Source organism: Streptomyces neyagawaensis, assembly GCF_023516595.1.
GTDB lineage: Bacteria > Actinomycetota > Actinomycetes > Streptomycetales > Streptomycetaceae > Streptomyces > Streptomyces neyagawaensis.
The window spans coordinates 12,672-38,981 of sequence record NZ_JAMGBG010000027.1; the positions used below are offsets into that span (position 1 = coordinate 12,672).

Genomic DNA, 26,310 nt, shown 5'->3' on the forward strand with positions numbered 1-26,310 from the left:
GTCAGCGCTGGGCGGCCGCGAGCGATTCCTGCGCGGCGGCGGCCACGTTCTCCGCGGTGAAACCGAACTCCTTGAAGAGCACCTTGCCGTCGGCCGAAGCGCCGAAGTGCTCCAGCGAGACGATGCGGCCCGCGTCACCGACGTACCGGTGCCAGGTCAGCCCGATCCCGGCCTCGACGGCGACACGCGCCTTGACGGACGGCGGCAGGACGCTGTCCCGGTACCCCTGGTCCTGCTCCTCGAACCACTCGACGGAGGGCATCGACACCACTCGGGTCGGCACGCCCTGCGCCTGGAGCTGCTCGCGGGCCTCGACGGCGATGTGCACCTCGGAGCCGGTGGCGATCAGGATCACCTGGGCGTCGCCGCCCTCCGCCTCGAAGAGCACGTAACCGCCCTTGGCCGCCCCCTCGTTGGGCTCGTACGTCGGTACGCCCTGACGGGTCAGCGCGAGGCCGTGCGGAGCGCCCTTGCCCCACTCCTTGGTCCAGCGCTTGAGGATCTCGCGCCAGGCGATGGCCGTCTCGTTGGCGTCGGCCGGCCGGACGATGTTCAGGCCGGGGATGGCGCGCAGCGAGGCCAGGTGCTCGACCGGCTGGTGCGTCGGGCCGTCCTCGCCGAGGCCGATGGAGTCGTGCGTCCACACGTACGTCACCGGCAGGTGCATCAGCGCGGAGAGCCGGACGGCGTTGCGCATGTAGTCGGAGAACACCAGGAAGGTGCCGCCGAAGATACGGGTGTTGCCGTGCAGCGCGATGCCGTTCATCTCGGCGGCCATGGCGTGCTCGCGGATGCCGAAGTGGATCGTGCGGCCGTAGGGGTTCGCCTCGGGCAGCGGGTTGTCCGCGGGGAGGAAGGACGACGTCTTGTCGATCGTGGTGTTGTTCGAGCCCGCGAGGTCGGCGGAGCCGCCCCACAGCTCGGGGATCACCGAACCGAGCGCCTGGAGGACCTTGCCGGACGCGGCGCGGGTGGCGACACCCTTGCCCGCCTCGAACACCGGCAGGTGCGCCTCCCAGCCCTCGGGCAGCTCACCGGCCGCGACGCGCTCGTACTCGGCGGCGCGCTCGGGGTTGTTGTCCCGCCACTGCTGGAAGGACTTCTCCCACACGGCGCGGGCCGCCTGGCCGCGGTCGCCCAGGCCGCGCGTGTGCGCGATGACCTCGTCGGTGACCTCGAAGTGCTTCTCCGGGTCGAAGCCCAGGACCCGCTTGGTGGCCGCGACCTCGTCCTCGCCGAGCGCCGAGCCGTGCGCGGCCTCGGTGTTCTGCGCGTTCGGGGCGGGCCAGGCGATGATGGAGCGCATCGCGATGAACGACGGCCTGTCGGTGACGGCCTTCGCGGCCTCGATCGCCTCGAACAGCGCGGCCGGGTCGAGGTCGCCGTTCTCCTTGGGCTCCACCCGCTGCACATGCCAGCCGTACGCCTCGTACCGCTTGGCGGTGTCCTCGGAGACGGCCGTCTCGGTGTCGCCCTCGATCGAGATGTGGTTGTCGTCCCACAGCATGATCAGGTTGCCGAGCTTCTGGTGCCCGGCCAGCGACGACGCCTCGGCGGAGATGCCCTCCTGGAGGCACCCGTCACCGGCGATCACGAAGATGTGGTGGTCGAACGGCGACTCGCCGACGGCGGCCTCCGGGTCGAACAGACCGCGCTCGTAGCGGGCGGCCATGGCCATGCCGACGGCGTTGGCGACCCCCTGGCCGAGCGGCCCGGTCGTCGTCTCCACACCCTTGGTGTGCCCGTACTCGGGGTGGCCCGGCGTCTTCGAGCCCCAGGTGCGGAAGGACTCCAGGTCCTCCAGCTCCAGACCGAAGCCGCCCAGGTACAGCTGGATGTACAGCGTCAGGGAGGAGTGGCCGGCGGACAGGACGAACCGGTCACGGCCCACCCAGTCCGGGTCGGCGGGGTCGTGGCGCATCACCTTCTGGAAGAGGGTGTACGCCGCGGGCGCGAGGCTCATGGCCGTACCCGGATGGCCGTTGCCGACCCTCTGTACGGCGTCGGCGGCCAGGACGCGGGCGGTGTCGACGGCCCGCTGGTCCAACTCGGTCCACGCGAGGTCTGTAGTGGTCGGCTTGGTGCTCACCCTGGGTCAGGGCTCCTCTCACATGTCCGGTGCCGGCGTTCTCGGGGCGCCGGCCGCAGTCGAGCCTACCCCCGTAACAACGCGCATTTTTTCGAGTCATTCCAGACTGCCGGGACCGTCCCGGATCCGCCTCCCGACCGGTCGTTCCGCATGGTGAGACCAGCGGGTTCGGTCGCTCGACATCTGAATACGCAGCCGCTCATCCGACTGCTCAACCGAAGTGTGTTCGGCTCGTCCGGGCAGGCCGTCCAACACGACCCGACCCCCTTGAAAGGCTGGCTCTGGGCAACGTCTACAGTGGCGTGGTACGCGCGAGCCGTTACGGGGAGTTCACATCCGTGGTGCTCGCTGGGAGTCTCTGTCAGGGGTGTGCGTGACGGCCGTCGAATCCCGTCCACCGGGAGTGCTGGGCGCGAACAGCACGAGCAGCATCCGGGGTCAGCGGCCGTTCGGGGCCCGCGTCAAGGCGTTCGTGGCCCTCACCAAGCCGAGGATCATCGAACTGCTGCTGATCACCACCGTTCCGGTGATGTTCCTCGCGGAGCAGGGCGTGCCCGACCTCTGGTTGGTCCTCGCCACCTGTATCGGCGGCTACCTCTCCGCGGGCGGCGCCAACGCGCTCAACATGTACATCGACCGTGACATCGACGCCCTCATGGAGCGCACCTCGCAGCGCCCCCTCGTCACCGGCATGGTCACCCCGCGTGAGGGCCTGGTCTTCGGCATCACCCTCGCCGTCGTCTCCACCGCCTGGTTCGGCGTCCTCGTCAACTGGCTGTCCGCGTGGCTGTCGCTCGGAGCGCTCCTTTTCTACGTCGTCGTCTACACGATGATCCTCAAGCGGCGTACGGCGCAGAACATCGTGTGGGGCGGCATCGCCGGCTGCATGCCGGTCCTCATCGGCTGGTCCGCGGTGACGAACTCGATGTCCTGGGCCGCGGTGATCCTCTTCCTGGTCATCTTCTTCTGGACCCCGCCGCACTACTGGCCGCTGTCCATGAAGGTGAAGGACGACTACGCCCGCGTCGGCGTGCCCATGCTGCCGGTGATCGCCTCCAACAGGGTCGTCGCCCGCCAGATCGTCCTCTACAGCTGGGTGATGGTCGCCGTCTCGCTGCTGCTGACGCCCCTCGGCTACACCGGCTGGTTCTACACGACGGTCGCCCTGGTGACCGGCGGCTGGTGGCTCTGGGAGGCCCACGCCCTCCAGAACCGCGCGAAGAGCGGCGCCACCGGCGCCAAGCTCAAGGAGATGCGCCTCTTCCACTGGTCGATCACGTACGTCTCCCTGCTCTTCGTGGCCGTGGCGGTGGACCCCTTCCTGCGCTGAGGGTCCCTCCCTGCAGAGACGTCCGCAGCAGCGCAGCCAAGGGGCGCGGGGCTGTACCCATCCGCGGCTCCGCCGCGCGGGCGCGAACGAGCACAACGCACCCGCACGCGCCCCTCACCGCGACGCACGACGGCGAGTGGCCAACCCCACTGGCCCCCACCGTCGCAGCACCGCCCTACTCATCGGTAGCATCCAGCCATGGCAGACACGAAGCAGCCCGACGAGGCCAAGGACACCAAGGCCGCAGCCAAGGCCGAGCGCCAGGCGGCCAAGCTCGCCAAGCAGATCGGCGCCTTCGCGAAGGCACACGGTGGCGCCGAGGCCCAGGTCGCCTACATCGGCGAGCGCGGCTCCCGCATCGTCCTCGTGGGCGAGGACGGCGGCTGGGGCGACCTCGTCGCCGCCACCCACGCCATCGCCGAGGAAGCCGTGCGCAAGGCCGGCGTCACCGTGCACGAGGACTTCGACGGCGAGTTCGCCGCCAAGGTGCGCACCGGCCCGTACGAGTGGTCGCGGATGGCCGGAATCCAGGTCGGCGGACCGGCCAACAGCAACACCTGAGCCCGACTCACCCGTTAGGACCTGTGGGAGCACACCGGTCCAGCGACGGGGAGTCCGGATGATCGAAACGCCGTCCCTCGTGGATCAGTACTGCCACGGCGTACTGAGAACGGAGCTGGGCCTCGGCACGTTCGAGGCCCACCTCGCCCGCGGTGAGGGACCACCGGCGCCAGGCACCACCTACTTCGACACCCAGACCGGCTTCGCCGTGCGCCGCTGGTGCCCGCCCCTGCTGGGCCTCGAACCGCACTGCCCGCCGGCCCGCTATCTCGCCCGCCGCCGTGAACTGGGCGTCCTGGAGGCGGGCCGCCGACTGCTGCGGGGCAGCGGCATCACCACCTACCTCGTCGACACGGGGCTGCCCGGCGATCTCACGGGGCCCGGCGAGATGGCCTCCACGGGTGACGCGGACGCCCATGAGATCGTCCGGCTCGAACTCCTCGCCGAACAGGTCGCCGACACCTCCGGCACCGTGGAGTCGTTCCTCGCCAATCTCGCCGAGTCGGTGCACGGGGCCGCCGCGCACGCCGTGGCCTTCGCCTCGGTGGCGGGCGTACGGCACGGTCTGGCGCTCGCACCCGAGCCGCCCGGCCCCGGGGAGGTGCGGGGGGCCGCCGGACGCTGGCTCGCGCACCGGCCCGTCGGCGGGACCCTCACCGACCAGGTGCTCCTGCGTCATCTGCTGTGGATCGCCATCGCCTCCGGGCGCCCCCTCCAGCTCCACGCCGGACTCGGCGAGCCCGGCCTGCGCATCGACCGCACGGACCCCGTCCTGCTCACCGACTTCGTCCGTGCCACGGCCGGCCTCGGCACCGACCTGGTCCTGCTGCACGGCTACCCGTACCACCGCCACGCCGCCCACCTCGCCGGTGTCTTCCCGCACGTCTACGCAGACCTCGGCGCCGAACTCGTCCGCACCGGGGCGCGTGCCCCCGCCGTGCTCGCCGAGGTCCTCGAACTCGCCCCCTTCGGCAAGCTCCTGTTCTCCAGCGGCGCCCACGGCCTGCCCGAGCTGCACGTCGTCGGCGCCCGCCTCTTCCGCGAGGCGCTGGCCCGGGTACTGGGCACCTGGGTCGCGGAGGGCGCCTGGTCCCTGACGGACGCGCAGCGCGTGGCCGCACTGATCGCGGCGGACAACGCGCGACGGGTGTACGGACTGGAGTAGGCGGCCGTACGGGCTGGTACAGCTGCCCGGACCTGGGGGTTCAGCGCACGAGTGCGAGTCCGGTGACCGGGCCGGGGAACTTCGTGACGAGCCACTTGTCACCGTCCGCGACAGTGATCCCGTACACGGCGCCCGAGAGGTCGGACACATAGACGGTGCCGTTCGCGTGGTCGACGGCCAGTCCGATCGCCTCGTGGAAGTCGCCGGCGATGATCGTGGGCGGGTCGCCCCGCCGTCCGGGCGGCGGTACGGGAGCGCGGTTCAGGGTGTTGCCCAGCGGGCCGGCGCCGCGGTCGGTCCAGTGGAGAACCTGGCCGTTCGGGTCGAGCTCGAGGTCGATGGGCTCGGGAAGCCCGTCCCACAGCGTCTCGATGTCGTCGCGGTCGTCGGGCGAGGTTCCTGCCGGGAGTTCGAGCCCGGCGCGAAGGATGCGGCCCCTGCCGCCGTCACTGGGACCCTTCTGGGTCCAGTACAGCCAGCCACGCACCGTGTCGACCGCGATGCCGACGCATTCCTCCTCGGCGCGTGTCGGCCCGTGACCGGCGGTCAGGATGAGGGCTGTCAGTCCGGAGCCGTCCCGCTCGGCGCGGTAGACGCCGCGGCCCTCCCGGTCGCACCAGTACAGCCGTCCGGTCGCCGGGTCCGTGGTGAGCTGCTTGCCGGTGGTGAAGGTGCCACGCGGGACGACGATCTGCGGGGCGCCCCCTGCGAGGGGCACGCGCTGGACGGAGCCGTTGCGCTGGGTGAACGGTGGCTCCGCGCCGGGTTGGGGCGGTGTGTCCGGCGTTCCCATGAGCGTGATGTACGCATAGCCCTCGACCTCGTCCACCACGATGCCGTCCGGCGCCTCCGTGATACCGAGGGCTATGTCCGTCACGGTGCCGTCGTCCGGGTCTATGCGGTGCACGCCGCCCGGGACGACATCGAGAGCGTAAAGACGCGGTGAGCGGGCCGGCCGGGCGGCCGCGGCCCCTTCTTCTGTCGTCATCTGGGACCTCTTCGGCACGGAGACGGCTTGTCCGGAGTGCGCCAGTCACCCTAGGCCCGGGAATTCAATTCCCACAAGGAAGGCCCACCTAAATAAGCAACCCTTATTTCAGACCCGAGGGCATTCACCCCTCGCAAGAGAAATAAAGCATGCACACCCCTATGGAACCGGACAGTTCTCCATAGGTCACCCAGACCCTCCGCAACAACCACCTCCCCCCTTACCGCATAACTACCCACGAACACGACCCATCGACAGCGTCAACCCCGAGCAAGCTATCAAGCAGCTGTCAATATTCTTTCCGTTTACTGTATAAAAATTCACACGCGATTACGCCTTGCCAACAGCCGATCACGCACGGAATGCTGTGCCGGGGCGGAACTTGAAAGTTCTACAACCCTCTATTTTCGGACATGCAGACCGCAGCGGGACGACCGCTTTCGGCTTTCCGAAATGCGGCCTCGCGGAAGGCTCATTACCCATGCTGAGAACTGGCAAGCCATTGAGATTAAGAAGACTGTCGCTGGCGGGCGACGACCGGCACCTGTTCGTCCCCCTCGACCACAGCGTCTCGGACGGCCCGGTCGTCCCCACGGGTCAGTGGAACGACCTGCTGCGGGCGCTGGTGACCGGCGGGGCCGACGGGATCATCGTCCACAAGGGACGCGCCCGCACCCTTCCGCCGGACATCCTCCAGAACTGCGCCCTGGTGGTGCATCTGAGCGCCAGTACCGCCTGCTCCGCCGATGTCGACGCCAAGGTGCTGGTCGGCGATGTCGAGGAGGCCGTGCGGCTCGGCGCGGACGCGGTGAGCGTGCATGTGAACATCGGGTCGGACACCGAGCGGCAGCAGCTCGCCGATCTCGGGGCGGTGGCCCGCTCCTGTGACACCTGGGGCATACCGCTGATCTCGATGATCTATCCGCGGGGCCCCCGCATCGAGAACCCCCGCGATCCCGCCCTCCTCGCGCACCTGGTCAATGTGGCCGCGGACCTGGGGGCCGACATGGTGAAGACCTCCGTCACCCTGCCGATCGACCGGATGGCCGAAGTGGTCGCCCACAGCCCCATTCCCGTCCTCGCGGCAGGCGGGCCTCCGGACGGATCGGACCTCATCGAGTACGGCGCCGCGGTGATGGCCGCCGGCTGCGCGGGGCTGGCCGTCGGCCGGCGGATCTTCTCGTCCCCCTCCCCCGCCTCCCTGGTGTCCCGGCTCGCCGCGGTCGTCCACGGGACGCATGCCGGCAGGGCCGGCGGCGCGGACAGCCAGGCTAACGACATGAACATGACTAACTACTCGACTTTTGTGGCAGGTGTCGTATGAGGTTCGCGTGGATCGATCTCCGTGAAGTCCCCCGGCCGCAGCTCCAGGCGGTGGTCGACGCGGCCATCCACACCCGGATGGCCGGGGTGCTGGCCGCCGATGCCGAGCTGCTCGCGACGCTGCCACCGACCGTCACCCGGGTGCTGGTCCCCGGGGGCCCGGCCCCTACCGCCGCGAAGAAGCCCGGCGCCAAGGGCGACAAGGAGCAGCAGGAGACCAGGCCCGCCTCCGACGCCAAGCCCTCTGCCGCGACCGGATCCTCGGCCGACGCCGGAATCGACGTCCTGCTGCGGACGTTCACCGCCCAGGATCAGCTGGACGCTCTCGCCGCGGACAACCGCGCCACCGGGGCCACGCCCGTCGCCGGCTTCATCGACGTACGGGACGACCGCACCCTGCGGCTGTCGTGCGCGGGCGCCATGGTGCTGCCGTACACCGTCATCCACTTCGCCGACCCGACCAAGATCCCGCTGGAGATCGTCCTCGCCGCGGCCGAGTCCGCCGAGGGCAAGCTGGTGACCGTGGTCGGCGACCTGGAAGAGGCTGCCATCGTCTTCGACGTGCTGGAGCGCGGCTCGGACGGCATCCTCTTCACGCCCCGCAGCGCCGACGACGTGTTCGCCCTGGCACGGCTGCTGGAGGCCACCACGCCCCAGCTGGAGCTGTGCACGCTGACCGTGGAGAGCATCCGGCACGTGGGGCTCGGCGACCGGGTCTGCGTGGACACCTGCTCGCACTTCGAGGAGGACGAGGGCATCCTCGTCGGCTCGTACTCCTCCGGGTTCGTCCTGTGCTGCAGCGAGACCCACCCGCTGCCGTACATGCCCACCAGGCCGTTCCGGGTCAACGCGGGAGCCCTGCACTCGTACACGCTCGGCCCCGACAACCGCACCAACTACCTGAGCGAGGTCGGCTCCGGCAGCGCCCTGCTGGCCGTGGGCGCCGACGGCCGTACCCGGCGGGTCGTGGTCGGCCGCGCCAAGCTGGAGTCCCGGCCGCTCCTGGAGATCCGCACCCACGCCGAGGACGGACGGCTGGTCAGCCTGACTGTGCAGGACGACTGGCACGTACGGGTGCTCGGCCCGGGCGGGAAGGTCCTCAACGTCACCGAGCTGCAGACCGGTGACGAACTGCTCGGCTACCTGGCCACGGACAAGCGCCATGTGGGCCTTCCCATCGGCGAGTTCTGCAAGGAGGTCTGAGCCGGATGGGCGAGCCTGCAGCGGAAGCGCAGGACGGGATGAGTTCCCTGCTCCAGCGGCTGTTCGACGCCGAGGACGACCGACTGCCGTATCTGACACACCGCCAGGACACCGTGACCCGTGGCGAGTTGCGGGAACGGGTGGCCAAGCAGGCCGCGGTGTTCGCCGGATACGGCATCGGTCCGGGCAGCACCGTGGGACTGCGGACACCGCCCAGCTTCACCCAGGTCGAGGTGCTGCTCGCGCTGTGGCGGCTCGGCGCCCAGGTGATGCTCTTCGACTTCCGGCTCAAACCGGCCGAGGTGGAGGCGCTCTGTGTCTCCTGCCGGCCACAGTTCATGGTCAGCGCCGGTACCAACGTCCGGGCGGCCTTCGGCTTCCGGCCCGAGTACGAGGTCGCCACCGAGTGCCACAGAACCGGGAGACCGGCCACCACCGGGCACCGGCTGGTCCAGTTCAGCTCGGGCTCCACGGGACGGCCGAAGGTGATCGGCAGGACCGCCCGGTCGCTCGCCGCCGAGGTGGAGCGGTTCACCCGGATCCCCGGTATGCCGGGTGGGGGCGACCGGCTGCTGCTGCTCAGTTCGACGGCGCACAGCTTCGGTCTGGTCGGTGGGCTGCTGCACTCCCTCGCGGCCGGTGTCTCCGTGGTCTTCGCGCCCCGGGTCTCGGCCCGCGACATCCTGGCGGCCGCGGTGGACCACCGGATCACCGCCCTGTTCGGCGTGCCGATGCACTACGAGCTGCTCGCCGCCGCCGTCGATCCGCCCGCACTGCCCGAGCTGCGGATCGCGGTGTCGGGCGGCGAGCTGATGCCCCCGGAGGTCGCCGCGCGCTTCACCGAGACCTACGGCGTGCCCGTCGGCGAGTCCTACGGCACCACCGAGACCGGTGTGGTCGCCATGGACACCCGCGGCACGCTGCGGCCGTCGGTCGGCCGCGCGGCACCGGGTGTGGTGGTACGGGCGCACAAGGGCGAACTCGACGTCGCGCTGGAGGAGTCGCCGTACCTCTTCGACTCGGGCGGCGCCCAGTACGCCGACGGCTGGCTGCACACCCGGGACCGCGCCACGATCGACACCGCCGGCACGGTCCGGGTACAGGGCCGCGCCGACTCCCTCGTCGTGATCGGTGGCCTGAAAGTGGACCTCATCGAGGTCGAGAACGTGCTGCGCGAGCATCCCGCGGTCGAGCAGGCGGTCCTGGTCCACGAGGACGTGACCGAGGCCTACGTCGCGGTCACCGACGGGGACCGGCAGCCGTCCGCCGAGGAACTGCTGCGCTGGTGCCGCGAACGGCTGGCCGACTACAAGCTCCCCCGGGTGATCCGGCTGATGGAGGCCCTGCCGCGCACCGCCAACGGCAAGCTCGTCCGCCACGCCGCGCACCTACGTGGAACCACGACAGACGCCTGACACGGCAGGGCACTTTCCCTCCGTTTCCGTATGACTTTTCCCCCCGGAGATACCCATGAGCATGTCCATAGCCCTGGAAGACGCGATCCGTGAGTTCGTCCTGACGACGGTCATCGACGAGATGAACATCCTCATGAGCCGCGACGGCATCACGGACGACAGCCCGGTGACTGTCGGCGGGCTGGAACTGGACTCGCTGAGCCTGATCGAACTCACTCTGCGCATGGAGGCGCGGTTCGGCGTCGAGATCCCGGACACCGACATCGAGCCCCTGGCCTCCCTGACCTTCGGTGGACTGGTCTCCGAGGTCGTCCGACGCGGTGCGAAGGCATGAACTCCGGAACCTCCGCGCTGACACCCATGTCCTCCAGGCCCCCCACATCCCCCACTTCCCCCACATCCCTCATGTCTCTCCTCACCACCGAAACCATCCGGGACCTGCTGTCGGACCCGAAGATCTTCCCCGGGCTGCCGACCGACCTCGACGAGGACGCGGAACTGGTGCTCGACTCGCTCGGCCTGATCTGGCTGCTGCACGAGATGGAAGAGCGCTACGCCCTGATCGTCGAACCCACCGACGCCGACATCGCCGGACTCACCTCGCTGCGGCGGATCACCGACTACCTGAACACCGCCGCCCGGGCGCAGGACCCGGAAAGTCAGCAGGACGGGGACGGGGAGATGGCCGGGGACGAGGACGGAAGGGGAGGTCGCGGCGATGAGCGGTGAAGTGACGGTGACCGGATTCGGCGTCCGCACGGCGTTCGGCACGGGCGCCGACGCCCTGCGGCGCGGGGTCTTCGCGGGAGTCCCCGCGTTCACGCCCACCACCAGGTTCGACACCGGCCCGTACCGTACGCCGATGGCGGCCGCCGCCCCGGACGGACCCGACGCGGTCGAGGGCTGGGCACTGCGCCACGCGCTCGCCGAGTGCGGAACGGAAGGCCTCGACATGGCGGGCCTGCCCTCGGGCACGGAGGCAGCGGTCCTGCTCGGCACCGTCGGTGACACCACCAGCATCACCCACCACTGGCAAGCCGCCGCCGGCTCCGCACCGGGCGCGGGCGAGGCGATGGAGCGGGCCGCCGACGCCGTGCCCGCACACCTGGCCGAGCAACTGGCCGGGGGGCTGGGACTGACCGGGCCCCGGCTCACCTTCACCAACGCCTGTGTCGCCTCCGCCGCCGCGATCATCCACGCCTGCCGGCTGATCTCCTCCGGCCGGATCGACGTGGCGGTCTGCGCGGGCGCTTATCTGGTGGAGGAGGCGACGTTCGGCAAGTTCGACTCCGGCCGGGCGTTGTCCCGCGACGGCATGGTGCGCCCGTTCAGCGTCGACCGCAGTGGACTGCTGCTCGGCGACGGGGTGGCCGTCGTGGTGCTGGAGTCCGCCGAGCACGCCCGGCGCCGTGGTGCCCGGCCGCTGGTGAACGTGGTGGGCTGGGGCGCGGCCACGGACGCCCACCACATCGCCCAGCCGCACCCCGAGGGTGCCGGGCTGGCGGCGGCCGCGCGCCAGGCGCTGCGGCTCGCCGGCGACGCGGACGGCTCCACCCTCGGGTACGTCAACGCCCATGGCACCGGCACCAAGTACAACGACGCGGCCGAGACCCGTGGCCTGCGGGCCGCCTTCCCGGAGCGGGCCGAGTCGATACCGGTCAGCTCCACCAAGGGCACCACCGGCCACCTCCTGCAGGCGGCCGGCGTCGTGGAGTTCGTGATCACGATGCTGGCCGTGATGGACGGCGTACTGCCGCCGACCGCCGGGTTCACCCGGCCGGACCCGGAGTGCGACCTGGACTACGTGCCGAACTCACCGCGCCCGGCCGACCTGCGCCGGGCCCTGACCATCAACGCCGCCTTCGGTGGCGCCAACACCGCACTCGTCCTGGAGCGGCCATGACGACCGGGAACGTCGACAGCGTCGAGAAGGCCGGCGAGGCCGGAAAAGCACGGGAGGCGGAGAACGCCGAGAAGGCGGAGAAGGCGGAGAACGCCGAAAAAGCGGTGCTCCGCTCGCCCCTCGGCATCCTCGCGACCGCCACCGCGACCCACGGCACCGGCGGGGACGACGACACCCCGCTGCCCAGACTGTCCGGCTTCGTGGAGTCGGTCTTCAGCCCGCTGGCGTACGAGGTCAGCAGACGGTGTCTGACCGAACGGCCCGGAGACGGCTCACGCACCGCGGTCGTCCTGGCCAGTTTGCAGGGTGACACCACCACCGAGGATCTGGCCGGTCAGCGCATGGTCGCCGGTCGGGTCCACAACCCGCTGCTGTTCATGCAGGCCACCGCCAACTCCGTACTGGGCTATCTCAGCCGGGAGTTCCGGATCACCGCGCAGATGTTCAGCCTCTCCACCCTCGATGACCCGGTGACCGAACTGCTGGCCATGGCGGATCTGCTCCTGGAGGACCCGGAGCTCGACCGCGTGCTGGTGCTGGGCGTGGAGCTGGGCGGCGGCGAGCGTGTGGCCGCCGTGCACCGGGAACTGGCCGCGGGCACCGGCCGCCCCGAGCCGGACACGCCCGCGTCCGCCGGTCTGGCAGCGGCTGTGCTGCTCGGCCGGCCGGGCGCCGAGGCACCCGTGTCGGTCCGGCCGGCCGAACCGTACGACGTCGCCGACCATGCCGAGAACCCCGGGGCAGCCGGGCACTCCGGGAGCATCCAGGGCCTGTTCGACCTGGCCGCCGCCCACCGCCGACTGCTGCGGCACGGTGGCAGCCACCTGCTGGCCACGGACCCGGCCGAGTGGCACGGCCCGGCCGCGTTCACCCTCACCGCGCATGCGCCCGGAACGAACGAGACGGAGAGCCATGCTCATCAGTAAGCAGGAGCGGTCGCGGATCTGCGCCGACACGGAACTCGGCGCCGGTAACGTCCTGGACCGTCTGAAGGCGTACGACCGCTCGCTCGACGAGCCCGCCCTGTGGACGGACGGCACCTGGCAGGCACCGGACGGCAGCCGTCCCGAGGTACTGACGCTCGGACAGCTGCACGTGGTCGTCGAAACGTACGCGGGCTGGTACGCCGCCCACGGTGTCAAGCCGCGCGACCCGGTCGCCGTGCACTCGTACTCCAGTGCGGAGAACGCGGTGAACTACCTGGCCCTGACGTCCCTCGGCGCGATCCCGTCGCTCGTCAACGGCAATCTGCGCCCGGACATCGCTCGGGAGTACGTGCGCCGTCAGGGCGCGGTGGGCGTGTTCACGGACGCCGAGCACCACGACGTGTTCTCGGAGTCGGGACTCGGCTTCTCGGTGACCGCCGTCGACATCCGGCCGAAGCACCGCGAACTGCTCCCGCAGTCGTACCCGTATCGGCACGACCCCACCGATCCGGTGATCATCACGCACTCCTCCGGCACCACCGGCATGCCCAAGGGCGTGCCGCACACCCACCGGACGCTGTTGTACTCCCAGTTGCACAGCCTGGGCTACTCCACCGGGGCCGACATGGAGCGCACACTGGTGGCGCTGCCCGGACCGCACAACGCGTCCATCTCGACGCTGCTGAAATGCCTGTTGCTGCGTGCGGACATCAAGCTGCTCTCCAGCCAGCGCGGCACCGACGTGCTCGACGCCATCGAGGAGTTCCGGCCCACCACGGTGCTGGCCTTCGCCGGGACCTTCGGTGAGATGGCCGCCGAGGACCTCGCCGCCCGCGACCTGTCGAGCGTGCGGTCGTGGTTCAACACCGGGGACGCGGCGCACGAGGCGCACATCCGCACCCTGGTGCAGTACGGCCACCACCAGAAGATGGGCCGGGACCTGCGCCTCACCCGGGTCGAGGGTTCGGTCTTCGTGGACGGCCTCGGCACATCGGAGCTCGGCAACTCGGTCTTCCGCATCGTGCACACCAAGGACACCTCGGCGTACTCGCGCTGCGTCGGCAAGGTGGTCGGCTACGCCGAGGCCGCCGTGCTGGCCGAGGACGGCACCCCGCTGCCGCCCGGGCAGATCGGCCGCCTCGGGCTGAAGTCACCCACGCTCACGCCGGGTTACTGGAACGACTCCCTGACCTGGAACCGGATGCGGCTGGGCGGCTACTGGCTCCCCGGCGACCTCGCCTACCAGGACGAGAAGGGCAACTTCTACCACCTGGACCGGGCCACTGACGCCATCCGGACCCGGGGCGGCGTCCTGTTCAGCACCCGCACCGAGGAACTGCTGCTGCGGGAGATCCCGGAGCTCGTGGACTGCACCGTCGTGGGCATCGCCCCGGAAGGCGTACGGGCGGACTGGGACGGCGACGGGGAAGCCGAGGCGCGTGTGCTGCTCCAGCTCGCGCACGACGACGCGGCCGACGGCACCGGCGTCGACGGTGACGAGGCGTGGACCGAGCGGGTCAACGCGATCCTGGCGGACGCCGGATTCCCCCCGGTGACCCACGCCCTGCCCATGAAGGGCGACGACGTGGCCAAGGGCGCCACCGGAAAGGTCCTCAAACGAGTGATGCGCGACCGGCTCGCCGCTGACGCGGCCGGCACGGTCGCCACCAAGGAGCACGCATGAGCACGAGCGAGGTCAACCACCGTGCCCAGACGGTGGAGGCCTACCGGCTGTGGTGGCAGCACGACGCCCACTGGTACCAGGGGGTGGCCAAGCGGTTCGGGCAGGAGGCCGCGAACGAGATCAACGCCGAGGCGATTCGCAAGGTCGCGTTCCAGATCGGGCAGCGCGTCGCCCGGCAGTGGGGCGTGCTCCCCGACAGCGGTGACCCGGGCAAGGACCTCGCGGAGCTGCGCCGCCGGTACGACGAGTGCGGTGACCGGATGTTCCCGCGCGAACTGCGCAACGCCTCCACGGAGGTGGAGGGCGACGATCTGATCGTGCGCACGCTGACGCGGAACTTCGCCATCACCATGCTGCGGATGGCCGGTTCCCTGGACGGCTACCAGTGCCCGTGCACCGACATCCACGCCGGCTGGGCCGAAGGGCTCGGCGTGACCCTGACCGAGAACCGGGCCGAGAGCTGTCTGCGGGACGGCGACAAGGCGTGCCGTCTGCTCATGCGGGTCGCCACTCCCCTCTCCACCGAAACGGAGGACTGAACCATGCGTATTCTCGTCGCCGGGGCCACCGGAGTGATCGGACACCCGCTGGTGGGCGCACTGCGGGCCCGGGGCCACGAGGTGAGCGCGCTGGTACGCCCGGAGTCGCGGGAGCGGGCTCCGGAGGCGGACGGCGTCGTGGTCGCCGACGCCCTCGACCGCGAGGCCCTGCTGTCGGCGGTGTCGGCCGCCCGGCCCGAGGTGGTCGTCCATCAGATGACGGCGCTGCGGCTGCTGGACGACGACCCGGTGGCGGCCTTCACCCTCACCGCGCGGCTGCGCACCGAGGGCACCGCCAACCTCGTCGAGGCGGCCCGGGCGGCCGGTGCGCGGCGGCTGGTCGCGCAGTCCATCGCCTTCGCCGCCGCCCCGGCCGGGGAGCCGGTCCTCGACGAGGACGCGCCGCTGTACGTGGACGCGCCCGATCCCGGCTGGGCCGCCACCGTAGGGGCCGTCGCCGAGCTGGAGCGGCTGGTACGGGACAGCGGGCCGCTCGCCGGGGTGGTGCTGCGGTACGGCACGCTGTACGGCCCCGGCACCCTGTACGCCCGCGACGGCGGGGCGGCCCAGGCGGTGCTGGCCGGACAGCTCCCGCTGCCCGGGGACGGTGCCGGGATCACGTCGTTCCTGCACGTGGAGGACGCCGTGGGGGCCACGGTCGCGGCCGTCGAATCGGAGGCCACCGGGGTGTTCCATGTGACCGACGACGAGCCGGCCCCGGCCGCCCAGTGGCTGCCGCACTACGCACAGGTGCTGGGCGGGCCGTCCCCCCGTACCGTCCCGGCGGCGCTCGCGCCCCGGCTGCTCGGCTGGTTCGTGGCCCATCAGATGACCGCGGCGCACGGCGCGGCCAATGACCGGGCCCGTACGGCGCTGGGCTGGAAGCCGCTGCGGCCGAGCTGGCGCGACGGGCTGGGCCGGGAATGACCGGAGCCAGTGACTCTCTCGCCGTCGGTGTGATCGGTGCCGGTCCGCGCGGGCTCTCGGTACTGGAGCGGATCTGCGCCAACGCCGGCGACGGGGCTCACCGCAGGATCGTGGTCCACCTGGTCGACCCTCACCCGCCCGGCGCGGGCGCGGTGTGGCGGACCGACCAGCCCGGTGAGCTGCTGATGAACACGGTCGCCTCCCAGGTGACCCTGTTCACCGACGACAGCGTGGACTGCGCCGGACCGTCCGTGCCGGGTCCCAGTCTGTACGAGTGGGCGCGCATGCTCTGCGACGGCACGGTTACCGGGGATCACCCGGCCCGGCTCCTGGACGAGGCGCGGCGGCTCGGCCCGGACACCTACCCGACCCGGGCGTTCCACGGCTCCTACCTGGAGTGGGTGTTCCGGTACGTCTTGGGCACGGCGCCTCACCAGGTGACGGTCCACACGCACCGGGCAACCGCGGTCGCGCTGGAGGACACCCCGGACGGGCGGCAGACGGTCGTACTGGAGGGTGGCGGTCGGCTGGCCGGACTGGACGCCTTGGTGCTGGCGCTCGGCCACGGTGACCTGGAGCCCGGCCCTGAGGAGCGGGAGCTGCGCTCCTTCGCCGAACGGCACGGCGGTGTCTTCGTGGGGCCCGGCAACCCGGCCGACGCCGATCTGAGCGGTATCGGGCCAGGCACACGGGTGGCGCTGCGCGGACTGGGGCTGAACTTCTTCGACCTCGTGGCGCTGTTCACCGAGGGCCGCGGCGGCACCTTCAAGGAGAGCCAGTCCGGTCCGGTGTACATCCCGAGCGGCAACGAGCCGGTCCTGTACGCCGGTTCGCGGCGCGGAGTGCCGTACCACGCCCGGGGGGAGAACGAGAAGGGCGCACTCGGCCGCCACCACCCGCGGTTCCTCACACCGGAGGTCATCGCCGGGCTGCGGCGCCGGGCGGACGGCGGCCGGCCCGTCGGCTTTCGCGACGACATCTGGCCGCTGATCGACCGGGAGGTCCGCACGGTCTTCCACGAGGCGTGGATCCGGGCCGCCCACGGGCCCGGGGCCGCCGCGGAGTTCGTACGGGCGTGTCTGGCCGGGGAGGACGCGGCGGCCCTCCTCGACCGGTACGCGGTGCCACCCGGTGAGCGGTGGGACTGGCAGCGGATCGAACGCCCTTACGGCGACCGGACCTTCGCCGACCGTGACGACTTCCGGCACTGGCTGCTGGGGTATCTGCGGCGGGATGTCGCCGAGGCCCGCCGGGGGAATGTGACCGGACCGCTGAAGTCCGCGCTGGACGCCCTGCGGGATCTGCGCAACGAGATCCGGCTGGTGGTCGACCACGGCGGTGTCTCCGGCGCGTCGTACCGGGACGAACTGGACGGTTGGTACACGCCGTTGAACGCCTTCACCTCGATCGGTCCCCCGGCCTTCCGGATCGAGCAGCTGATCGCGCTGATCGAGGCCGAGGTACTGCATGTGGTCGGTCCGGGGATGCGGGTACGGCCTTCCGAGTCCGAGGGCGGGTTCCTGGTGGACGCGGAGCTGGTGTCGGCGCCGCCGGTGCTGGTGAGCGCCCTGGTGGAGGCGCGGCTGCCCGCTGTCGATCTGCGGCGGAGCGCCGATCCGCTGCTGCGTGGGCTGCTCTCCGCCGGCCGGTGCGCCCCGTACCGGCTGAACGGCTGGGAGACGGGCGGGCTCGCGGTGACAGGGAGCCCGCCCCGGCTGGTGGACGCGGCGGGCCGGGCGCATCCGCGCCGTTTCGCCTTCGGGGTGCCCACGGAGGGCGTGCGCTGGGTGACGGCGGTCGGCGTCCGGCCGGGCGTCGGCTCGGTGACGCTGGAGGACTCGGACGCGATCGCGCGGGCCGTGCTCGGGTCGGCCGAGGCCGGTCCACCGGTGGGCGCAGGTGTCACGACGACCCGTCAGGCGTGAGGGCAGAGGAGGTCTGGGAGCGTGAACGGGATGTCTGTGGGCACCGACGCGGGTCTGCTCGCCCCCACCTGGGCGGGCACACCCGTGGCGGCCGAGGCGACCGACGAGGCGTGGCTGCAGGCCATGCTCGACGCCGAGGTGGCGCTGGCACGGGCCCAGCACGCCGTGGGGCTGACGCCCGCCGCCGCGGTGGAGGCGATCGCCTCGGTGGCCCGTACGGACCGGCTGGACCTGGTCGCCCTGGCCCACGCGGCCCGGGCCGCCGCCAACCCGGTGGTGGCGCTGGTCACCGCCTTCACCGAAGTGGTCGCGGCCAAGGACGCGGCCGCCGCCGAGTACGTCCACCGGGGGTCGACCAGCCAGGACATCCTCGACTCGGCGGCCATGCTGGTGGCCCGCCGGGTACTCGGCCTGATCGCCGCCGATCTGGACCGCACCGCCGCCGCCCTGGCCGCACTGGCCGACACGCATCGCCACACCGTTCTGGCCGGGCGCACCCTGGCCCAGCACGCGGTGCCCACCACGTTCGGCCTGAAGGCCGCGGGCTGGCTGCGGCTGGTCGCCGACGCCCTGGCCCGGGTGCGGGCGGTCGGGTCCACCCTCCCGGCCCAGCTCGGCGGCGCGGCGGGCACGCTCGCCGCGTACCGCGAGTACGCGGCCCTTGACCGCGGGGAGACCGGCGGCCGGGCCTCTGACCGCGGCGGGGTGGAGCTGCTGGGGCCGTTCGCCGAGGCGCTGGGGCTGGCCGAGCCGGTACTGCCCTGGCACACCGTCCGTACGCCGGTCGCCGAGCTGGGGGCGGTGCTCCAGCTGGTCACCGGAGCGCTCGGGAAGTTCGCGCTCGATGTGCAGACGCTGTCCCGTACCGAGATCGGTGAGGTGTCCGAGCCGGCGGCCGCCGGGCGCGGAGCCTCCTCCGCCATGCCGCAGAAGCGGAACCCCGCGCTCGCCACCCTGATCGTGGCGGCCGCCCGTCAGGTCCCCGCCCATGCCCTCGTCCTTGCCCAGTGTCTGCTGGCCGAGGACGAGCGGCCCGCCGGGGCGTGGCACGCCGAGTGGCAGCCCCTGCGGGAGGCACTGCGGCTGGCGGGCGGGGCCGCGCACACCGCCGTCGAACTCGCCGAGGGGCTGATCGTCCACCCGGACCGGATGCGGGCCAACCTCGAACTGACCGGGGGCGCTCTCGTCACCGAGCGGCTGGCGGTGGCCCTCGCCCCGGTGCTCGGCAAGGTGCGGGCGAAGAAGCTGCTGACCGCCGCCTCGGCCGAGGCGGCCGACACGGGGCGGACGATCAACGAGGTGCTGTCCGGCCACCCCGAGCTGTCGGCGCGCTTCACCCCCGCCGAGCTGTCGGGACTACTCGACCCGGCCCGCTACACGGGGGCGGCCGACGCGCTGGTCGACCGGGCACTGCGCGCATGGGATCCCGCGGACGCCGACAACGCGACGCGACAGGCCACGACAGGACAGGAAAGGGAAGGAAGGCACGATGGCTGAGGCAACGCCCCGCTCGGTCCTGGTGACCGGGGGAAACAGGGGAATCGGGCTGGCCATAGCCCGCCGCTTCCTGGCTGCCGGGGACCTGGTCACGGTGACCTACCGCAGTGAGGCACCAGCCGGCGACGAAGGCTTTCTTTCCGTGCGGTGCGATGTGACGGACGCGCAGGAGGTGGACCAGGCCTTCAAGGAGGCCGAGGCGGCCCACGGTCCGGTCACCGTCCTGGTCGCCAACGCGGGCACCAGCCAGGACCGTCTCCTGATACGGATGAGTGAAGCGGACTTCACCTCCGTCATCGACACCAACCTCACCGGGGCCTTCCGCGTCGCCCAGCGCGCGGTGCGCGGAATGCTCCGGGAACGCCATGGCCGTATTGTGCTGATCTCCTCCACGGCGGCCCTGCACGGCCACCCCGGACAGACCAACTACGCGGCGGCGAAGGCGGGTCTGGTCGGTTTCGCACGGTCACTGACCCAGGAGCTCGGCCCCCGGGACATCACCTGCAACGTGGTGGCTCCCGGCCTGATCGAGACGGACATGACCCGTGCGCTCACCGAGGAGCAGCGCAAAGAGCTGCTGCGGCAGACCCCGGCCGGACGGCCGGCCCACCCCGAGGAGGTCGCCGACGCGGTGGCGTTCCTGGCCGGCGCCGGCTCTGTGCGCGGCGCCGTGATCCCGGTCGACGGAGGCGCGGGCCTGGGGCACTGAGGCCGGTCACCCCCGCCGGGCCCGGGCGCTGAGCCCGGCGGGCCCGACACCGCAGGGGCCCGAGAGCAGGGTGGGGAGGGGCTCGGAGAGCCTCCCCCCTCCCCACCCGATCCACTACCGACGGCCGCGCAGCTCCCGGTACTTGGCGACCAGGGCCCGCGTGGACGCGTCCAGACCCGGCACCTCGGCGCCCTCGGTCAGGGCGGGCTCCACCCGCTTGGCGAGGACCTTGCCCAGCTCGACGCCCCACTGGTCGAAGGAGTCGATGTTCCAGACGGCGCCCTGGACGAACACCTTGTGCTCGTACAGCGCGATCAGCTGGCCGAGGACCGACGGGGTCAGCTCCTTCGCCAGGATCGTGGTCGTGGGGTGGTTGCCCTTGAACGTCTTGTGCGGCACCAGTTCCTCGGGCACGCCCTCGGCCCGCACCTCGTCCGGTGTCTTGCCGAAGGCCAGCGCCTGCGGCTGGGCGAAGAAGTTCGCCATCAGCAGGTCGTGCTGGGCCCTGAACCGCTCACCGAGGTCGGCGATCGGCTCGGCGAAGCCGATGAAGTCCGCCGGGATCAGCTTCGTGCCCTGGTGGATCAGCTGGTAGTAGGCGTGCTGCCCGTTCGTGCCGGGCGTGCCCCACACCACCGGCCCGGTCTGCCACTCGACCTCCTGGCCGTCGCGGCCCACGGACTTGCCGTTGGACTCCATGTCCAGCTGCTGGAGGTACGCCGTGAACTTGGACAGGTAGTGGCTGTACGGCAGGACCGCGTGGGACTGGGCGTCGTGGAAGTTGCCGTACCAGATGCCGAGCAGGCCCAGCAGCAGCGGCACATTGGACTCGGCGGGCGCGGTGCGGAAGTGCTCGTCGACGATCCGGAAGCCGTCGAGCATCTCCCGGAAGCGGTCCGGGCCGATCGCGATCATCAGCGACAGACCGATCGCCGAGTCGAACGAGTAGCGGCCGCCGACCCAGTCCCAGAACTCGAACATGTTGGCGGTGTCGATACCGAAGTCCGACACCTTCCCGGCGTTCGTCGAGAGCGCGACGAAGTGCTTGGCGACGGCCTCGGGGCCCGCCTTCAGCTCGGTCAGCAGCCAGTCGCGGGCGGAGGTCGCGTTGGTGATCGTCTCGATCGTGGTGAACGTCTTCGAGGCGATGATGAACAGCGTCTCCGCCGCGTCCAGGTCCCGTACGGCCTCGTGCAGGTCGGCCCCGTCGACGTTCGACACGAAGCGGACGACCAGGTCGCGGTCGGTGTAGGAGCGCAGCGCCTCGTACGCCATGGCCGGGCCCAGGTCGGAGCCGCCGATGCCGACGTTGACGATGTTCTTGATGCGCCTGCCGGTGTGTCCGGTCCACTCGCCGGAGCGGATCCTCTCGGCGAAGCCGGCCATCTTGTCGAGGACGGCGTGCACGGCCGACACCACGTTCTCGCCGTCGACCTCGATCACCGCGTCACGCGGGGCGCGCAGCGCGGTGTGCAGGACGGCGCGGTCCTCGGTGGTGTTGATCTTCTCGCCGCGGAACATGGCGTCCCGCAGTCCGAACACGTCGGTCGCGGCGGCCAGCTCCCGCAGCAGCCGCAGTGTCTCGTCGGTGACCAGGTGCTTGGAGTAGTCGACGTGCAGATCGCCGACCTCCAGCGTGTACCCGGCGCCGCGTCCGGGGTCGGCCGCGAACAGCTCCCGCAGCTGTACGTCGCCCAGCTGCTCCCGGTGCTCGGCCAGCGCGGTCCACTCGGGCGTCTGGTTGAGCCTGGTACGGCTTTCTGCGTTCATCTCGGACTTCAGCCTTCTTTCCTACTGGTCCTGCGTACCTTGCCCCGCTGCCGGTCCCAACTTAATTGATCACGAGGCGACACGAGCGAGTCGTCCCGCCGTGGTCCGGCTCGACAAGAGATACGTCGGCCGTGCGCACCGGTGTCAGCGTGTCGAGGGACAGGAGGCGAACAGGAGGGAAAGCGGTGCCCGGCGAACGACTACGGCCGGACACCCTGGGGTGCCCGGCCGGCCGCACTTCCTAGATCTCGCCCCGCAGTTTGGCGAGCGCCTCGGCGAGGATCGCCTCGCCGTCCGCGTCGCTGCGTCGCTCCCGCACATACGCGAGGTGCGTCTTGTAGGGCTCGGTGCGCGGTGGGTCCGGCGGGTTGTCCCGGTCCTGTCCGGCCGGGAAGCCGCAGCGCGGGCAGTCCCAGGTGTCGGGGACCTGCGCGTCGCTTGCGAAGCTCGGCTGGGTCTCGTGTCCGTTGGAGCACCAGAAGGAGATGCGAAGCCGGGGTGCGGACTCGCCGCGCTCGGCTTCGCCCATCGGCCCCGCCCCGACCCGGCTTCCTCGGATCGCGTTGCCACTTGCCACGGTCGTAACTCCCTGCGTGATGGTGCGGCGAAGCGAGTCGGCGTTTCGCTTCGCTGCGAGCGCCTCAGTCTACGTAAGGCCCAACGCGCGTCCAGTGATTGGAGTTACATCCCATCCCAGACGCAAGCCCCATGATAGGCCGCGCTCGAAGTCGCGTACCCAGCATGGGGCTTTACGTGCGGATTGGTGCGTCCGTGACGCGTTGTCCTACGCGGACCCGAGGGTCAGTTGTTGACCTTCATGAGGATGCCGAGTACGACAATGCACGCGAACCACAGCAGACCGACCACCACGGTGATCCGGTCGAGGTTGCGCTCGGCGACCGAGGAGCCGCCGACGGACGACTGCATGCCGCCACCGAACATGTCGGAGAGGCCGCCGCCCTTGCCCTTGTGCATCAGCACCAGCAGCATCAGCAACCCGCTGAAGACGATCAGGGCGATCGAGAACCCCATAACCACGGCTGGACCAACTTCCTCGGATCTGGATGGACGACAGGGGCATGGCGGCTGAGCCATGCCCCCGCAAGACTACGACGTTACGTCGCTAGCGCCTACTCACCTTTCCCTGATCGCCGTCGGGACGCTCTGATCCGGTGTCGCGTCCCGACGGCTCACTGGTCACGGAAGCGCACGATCTTGACGAACTCGTCCGCGTCCAGGGAGGCGCCGCCGACGAGGGCGCCGTCGATGTCGGCCTGGGCCATGATCTCGGCGACGTTGCCGGCCTTGACGGAGCCGCCGTACTGGATGCGGACCCGGTCGGCCAGATCCTGGCTGTACAGCTCGGCCAGCTTGGCACGGATGGCCGCGCAGACCTCCTGGGCGTCCTCGGCGCCGCAGACCTTGCCGGTGCCGATGGCCCACACGGGCTCGTAGGCGATGACGACGGTCTCGGCGTGCTCGGCGGGAACGTCCTTGAGGCCGCCCTCGACCTGGGCGAGGGTGTGGGAGACGTGGTTGCCCGCCTCGCGGACCTCCAGCTCCTCACCGACGCAGAGGATCGGGGTGAGGCCGTGCTTGAAGGCCGCCTTGACCTTGGCGTTGACGAGCTCGTCGGTCTCGTGGTGGTACTGGCGGCGCTCGGAGTGGCCGACCGCCACGAAGGTGCACTTGAGCTTGGCCAGCATCGAGCCGGAGATCTCGCCGGTGTAGGCGCCGGAGTCGTGGGCCGACAGGTCCTGGGCACCGTACTTGATCTTGAGCTTGTCGCCGTCGACGAGGGTCTGCACGGACCGCAGGTCGGTGAAGGGGGGCAGGACCGCGACCTCGCAGGCCTCGTAGTCCTTGTCGGCCAGGGCGAAGGCGAGCTTCTGGACGTGGGCGATGGCCTCGAGGTGGTTGAGGTTCATCTTCCAGTTGCCCGCCATCAGGGGCAGGCGGCCGTTTTCAACAGCAGTCATCGAGGGTCAGTCCTCCAGTGCGGCGAGTCCGGGGAGCGTCTTGCCCTCGAGGTATTCGAGGGAGGCGCCGCCACCGGTCGAGATGTGGCCGAATGCGTTCTCGTCGAAGCCCAGGATGCGCACGGCCGCGGCGGAGTCTCCGCCGCCGACGACCGTGAACGCCTCGGAGTCGAGGAGAGCCTGGGCGACCGCCTTGGTGCCCTCGGCGAAATCGGGGTGCTCGAAGACGCCCATCGGCCCGTTCCAGAAGACGGTGGCCGCGTCGGCGATCTTCGAGGCGTACAGCTTGCGGGTCTCCGGACCGATGTCCAGACCCATCTGGTCGGCCGGGATGGCGTCCGCGGCGACGGAGGTGGGGTGGGCCGGGGCCTTGGCCTTCAGGTCCGGGAACGCGGACGACACGAGGGCGTCGACGGGCAGGACCAGCTCGACGCCGGTCTTCTCGGCGCGCTCCAGGTACTCCGCGACGGCGGGGAGCTGGTCCTCCTGGAGGAGGGAGCTGCCGATCTCGTACCCCTGGGCCTTGAGGAAGGTGTACGCCATGCCACCGCCGATGAGGATGCGGTCGGCCTTGCCGAGCAGCTGGTCGATGACGGCGAGCTTGTCGGAGACCTTGGCGCCGCCGAGCGCGACCACGTAGGGGCGCTTGACGTCCTCGGTGAGCTTCTTGAGGACGCCGACCTCGGTGGCGATGAGGTGGCCGGCGTAGTGCGGCAGCCGGGCCGGAAGGTCGAAGACGGAGGCGTGCTTGCGGTGCACCGCGCCGAAGCCGTCGCCCACGTAGATGTCGGCGAGGCCGGCGAGCCGGTCCGCGAAGGCGGCGCGCTCGGCGTCGTCCTTCGACGTCTCGCCGGCGTTGAAGCGCAGGTTCTCGAGCACGGCGACCTGGCCGTCGGCGAGGCCCGTGACGGTGGCCTCGGCGGACTCGCCGACCGTGTCCGTCGCGAACGCCACGTCGGCGCCGAGGAGTTCACCGAGGCGGGCGGCGGCCGGGGCGAGCGAGAAAACCGGGTCCGGGGCGCCCTTGGGGCGGCCCAGGTGCGAGGCGACGACCACACGGGCGCCCGCGTCGGCGAGGGCCTTCACGGTGGGCAGGACGGCGCGGATACGGCCGTCGTCGGTGATCGTGGTGCCGGACAGCGGCACGTTCAGGTCGGCGCGGACGAAGACCCGCTTTCCGGCGACCGGGCCGGCGAGCAGTTCGTCGATCGTCTTCATTGAGGGGACTCCCGGAGAGGACTTGTGGTGCTCGTGATCGTAAGAGGGCCGTTTCGCACGTGAGTCAGGGCCCGGGCGGCGCGTCACTGCGCCGCCCGAGCCCTGCCGTCACCTCACGTGCCTGTTTCCGTCGATCAGAGCTGGTTGCCGACGAAGACCGTCAGGTCGACGAGGCGGTTGGAGTAGCCCCACTCGTTGTCGTACCAGCCGAGGATCTTCACCGACGTGCCTTCCTGGACCATGGTCAGGGAGGCGTCGAAGGTGCAGGAGGCCGGGTCGCTGACGATGTCCGAGGACACGATCTGGTCCTCGGTGTAGAACAGGATGCCCTTGAGGTCGCCGTCCTCGGAGGCCTTCTTGAACGCGGCGTTGACCTCGTCCTTGGTGACCTCGCGCTGGAGCTGCACGACCAGGTCGGTGGCCGAGCCGGTCGGGACCGGGACACGCATCGCGATGCCGTCGAGCTTGCCCTTGAGCTGGGGCAGGACCAGCGCGGTGGCCTTCGCGGCACCGGTGGTGGTCGGGATGATGTTCTCGGCGGCGGCGCGGGCGCGACGCAGGTCCGAGTGCGGGAAGTCCAGGATGCGCTGGTCGTTGGTGTACGCGTGGACCGTCGTCATCAGGCCCTTGACGATGCCGAAGTTCTCGTCGAGGACCTTGGCCATCGGCGCCACACAGTTGGTGGTGCAGGAGGCGTTGGAGATGACGTGGTGGTTCGCCGGGTCGTACTTGTCCTGGTTGACGCCCATCACCACGGTGATGTCCTCGTCCTTGGCCGGAGCCGAGATGAGGACCTTCTTGGCGCCGCCGGCCAGGTGCTTCTCGGCGTCGGCCTTCTTGGTGAAGATGCCGGTGGACTCGATGACGATGTCGACGCCCAGCTCGCCCCACGGGATGTCGGCGGGGTTGCGCTCGGAGAGGACCTTGATGGTGTGGCCGTCCACGGTGATCGTGTCGGCGGTGTGCGACACCTCGGCCTTGAGACGGCCCAGGATGGTGTCGTACTTCAGCAGGTGCGCGGTGGTCGCGGTGTCACCCAGGTCGTTGACAGCCACGATCTCGATGTCTGCACCCTGCTCCAGCAGCGCGCGGAAGTAGTTACGACCGATGCGGCCAAAGCCGTTGATGCCTACGCGGATCGTCACGAACCGATCTCCTC

At 70.7% G+C, this 26,310-nt stretch carries 24 protein-coding genes; 16 read left to right on the top strand and 8 right to left on the bottom strand.

Annotation, left to right across the window (positions count from 1 at the left end; all coding sequences use genetic code 11):
* Position 1: 1 nt before the first annotated feature.
* The gene (gene tkt / locus M8J73_RS13940) at positions 2-2,089 is read right to left on the bottom strand and encodes a transketolase (protein ID WP_055537512.1); all 2,088 of its coding nucleotides are present in this window, start codon (positions 2,087-2,089) and stop codon (positions 2-4) included.
* Positions 2,090-2,462: 373 nt separating this feature from the next.
* Here tkt and M8J73_RS13945 point away from each other — a divergent pair, with 373 nt between their 5' ends.
* From M8J73_RS13945 to M8J73_RS13955, 3 genes are all read left to right on the top strand, one after another.
* Positions 2,463-3,419: a heme o synthase gene (locus tag M8J73_RS13945; protein WP_055537527.1), complete on the top strand. Its 957-nt coding sequence runs from the start codon at positions 2,463-2,465 to the stop codon at positions 3,417-3,419.
* Positions 3,420-3,617: 198 nt separating this feature from the next.
* Entirely contained in the window at positions 3,618-3,980 is a 363-nt protein-coding gene (locus M8J73_RS13950) for a hypothetical protein (protein WP_055537513.1), read from the top strand.
* A gap of 58 nt (positions 3,981-4,038) precedes the next feature.
* On the top strand, positions 4,039-5,145 hold the full coding sequence (locus tag M8J73_RS13955) for an amidohydrolase family protein (RefSeq protein ID WP_055537514.1): 1,107 nt from the start codon (positions 4,039-4,041) through the stop codon (positions 5,143-5,145).
* 40 nt (positions 5,146-5,185) lie between these two features.
* Here the strand turns inward: M8J73_RS13955 and M8J73_RS13960 are convergent, their stop codons facing one another.
* A complete protein-coding gene (locus M8J73_RS13960) occupies positions 5,186-6,133 on the bottom strand; it encodes an NHL repeat-containing protein (RefSeq protein ID WP_063799168.1) in 948 nt (315 codons plus the stop codon).
* Between the two features lie 481 nt (positions 6,134-6,614).
* Between M8J73_RS13960 and M8J73_RS13965 the strand changes: the two genes are divergently transcribed.
* The 13 genes from M8J73_RS13965 (at position 6,615) to fabG (ending at position 20,184) form a co-directional block, all read left to right on the top strand.
* A complete protein-coding gene (locus tag M8J73_RS13965) occupies positions 6,615-7,457 on the top strand; it encodes a 2-amino-3,7-dideoxy-D-threo-hept-6-ulosonate synthase (protein WP_079054700.1) in 843 nt (280 codons plus the stop codon).
* The gene (locus M8J73_RS13970; RefSeq protein WP_055537516.1) at positions 7,454-8,659 is read left to right on the top strand and encodes a 3-dehydroquinate synthase II family protein; all 1,206 of its coding nucleotides are present in this window, start codon (positions 7,454-7,456) and stop codon (positions 8,657-8,659) included. The genes M8J73_RS13965 and M8J73_RS13970 overlap by 4 nt, the downstream gene beginning before the upstream one ends.
* A 5-nt stretch (positions 8,660-8,664) precedes the next feature.
* Positions 8,665-10,074: a class I adenylate-forming enzyme family protein gene (locus M8J73_RS13975; RefSeq protein WP_055537517.1), complete on the top strand. Its 1,410-nt coding sequence runs from the start codon at positions 8,665-8,667 to the stop codon at positions 10,072-10,074.
* A gap of 61 nt (positions 10,075-10,135) precedes the next feature.
* Positions 10,136-10,408 (top strand): acyl carrier protein, encoded by a 273-nt coding sequence (locus tag M8J73_RS13980; protein ID WP_055537529.1) that lies wholly within the window; start codon positions 10,136-10,138, stop codon positions 10,406-10,408.
* 71 nt (positions 10,409-10,479) lie between these two features.
* The gene (locus M8J73_RS13985; RefSeq protein ID WP_240501063.1) at positions 10,480-10,803 is read left to right on the top strand and encodes an acyl carrier protein; all 324 of its coding nucleotides are present in this window, start codon (positions 10,480-10,482) and stop codon (positions 10,801-10,803) included.
* The gene (locus M8J73_RS13990; RefSeq protein WP_055537518.1) at positions 10,793-11,977 is read left to right on the top strand and encodes a beta-ketoacyl-[acyl-carrier-protein] synthase family protein; all 1,185 of its coding nucleotides are present in this window, start codon (positions 10,793-10,795) and stop codon (positions 11,975-11,977) included. The genes M8J73_RS13985 and M8J73_RS13990 overlap by 11 nt, the downstream gene beginning before the upstream one ends.
* Entirely contained in the window at positions 11,974-12,903 is a 930-nt protein-coding gene (locus M8J73_RS13995) for a hypothetical protein (RefSeq protein ID WP_240501065.1), read from the top strand. Before M8J73_RS13990 ends, M8J73_RS13995 begins: the two co-directional genes overlap by 4 nt.
* Positions 12,890-14,587, top strand: a complete 1,698-nt coding sequence (avaA6, locus tag M8J73_RS14000) for a 3-aminoavenalumate diazotase (RefSeq protein ID WP_055537519.1) — start codon at positions 12,890-12,892, stop codon at positions 14,585-14,587. The genes M8J73_RS13995 and avaA6 overlap by 14 nt, the downstream gene beginning before the upstream one ends.
* Positions 14,584-15,126 carry a hypothetical protein gene (locus tag M8J73_RS14005; RefSeq protein WP_055537520.1) on the top strand — a complete coding sequence of 181 codons (543 nt, stop codon included), beginning with the start codon at positions 14,584-14,586 and terminating at the stop codon, positions 15,124-15,126. Before avaA6 ends, M8J73_RS14005 begins: the two co-directional genes overlap by 4 nt.
* A 3-nt stretch (positions 15,127-15,129) precedes the next feature.
* On the top strand, positions 15,130-16,053 hold the full coding sequence (avaA7, locus tag M8J73_RS14010) for a 3-diazoavenalumate denitrifying reductase (RefSeq protein ID WP_055537521.1): 924 nt from the start codon (positions 15,130-15,132) through the stop codon (positions 16,051-16,053).
* Positions 16,050-17,978, top strand: a complete 1,929-nt coding sequence (locus tag M8J73_RS14015) for an FAD/NAD(P)-binding protein (RefSeq protein WP_055537522.1) — start codon at positions 16,050-16,052, stop codon at positions 17,976-17,978. The genes avaA7 and M8J73_RS14015 overlap by 4 nt, the downstream gene beginning before the upstream one ends.
* Before the next feature lie 30 nt (positions 17,979-18,008).
* A complete protein-coding gene (locus M8J73_RS14020; protein WP_249828705.1) occupies positions 18,009-19,475 on the top strand; it encodes a nitrosuccinate lyase in 1,467 nt (488 codons plus the stop codon).
* Complete coding sequence (fabG, locus tag M8J73_RS14025; RefSeq protein ID WP_055538518.1) at positions 19,468-20,184, top strand: 3-oxoacyl-ACP reductase FabG; 717 nt, start codon at positions 19,468-19,470, stop codon at positions 20,182-20,184. The genes M8J73_RS14020 and fabG overlap by 8 nt, the downstream gene beginning before the upstream one ends.
* 114 nt (positions 20,185-20,298) lie before the next feature.
* Here fabG and pgi read toward each other — a convergent pair whose 3' ends face one another.
* From pgi to gap, 6 genes are all read right to left on the bottom strand, one after another.
* Entirely contained in the window at positions 20,299-21,954 is a 1,656-nt protein-coding gene (gene pgi, locus M8J73_RS14030) for a glucose-6-phosphate isomerase (RefSeq protein WP_055538517.1), read from the bottom strand.
* A 241-nt stretch (positions 21,955-22,195) separates the two neighbouring features.
* Positions 22,196-22,531, bottom strand: coding sequence for an RNA polymerase-binding protein RbpA (locus M8J73_RS14035; RefSeq protein WP_003957010.1), 336 nt, complete (start codon positions 22,529-22,531; stop codon positions 22,196-22,198).
* A 224-nt stretch (positions 22,532-22,755) separates the two neighbouring features.
* Positions 22,756-22,986, bottom strand: coding sequence for a preprotein translocase subunit SecG (gene secG / locus M8J73_RS14040; protein WP_055514354.1), 231 nt, complete (start codon positions 22,984-22,986; stop codon positions 22,756-22,758).
* A gap of 158 nt (positions 22,987-23,144) precedes the next feature.
* Complete coding sequence (gene tpiA / locus M8J73_RS14045; protein ID WP_055538516.1) at positions 23,145-23,900, bottom strand: triose-phosphate isomerase; 756 nt, start codon at positions 23,898-23,900, stop codon at positions 23,145-23,147.
* Positions 23,901-23,939: 39 nt separating this feature from the next.
* Positions 23,940-25,151, bottom strand: coding sequence for a phosphoglycerate kinase (locus M8J73_RS14050; RefSeq protein ID WP_055538515.1), 1,212 nt, complete (start codon positions 25,149-25,151; stop codon positions 23,940-23,942).
* A gap of 134 nt (positions 25,152-25,285) precedes the next feature.
* Positions 25,286-26,296 carry a type I glyceraldehyde-3-phosphate dehydrogenase gene (gene gap, locus M8J73_RS14055; protein WP_055538514.1) on the bottom strand — a complete coding sequence of 337 codons (1,011 nt, stop codon included), beginning with the start codon at positions 26,294-26,296 and terminating at the stop codon, positions 25,286-25,288.
* Between the last annotated feature and the right edge of the window lie 14 nt (positions 26,297-26,310).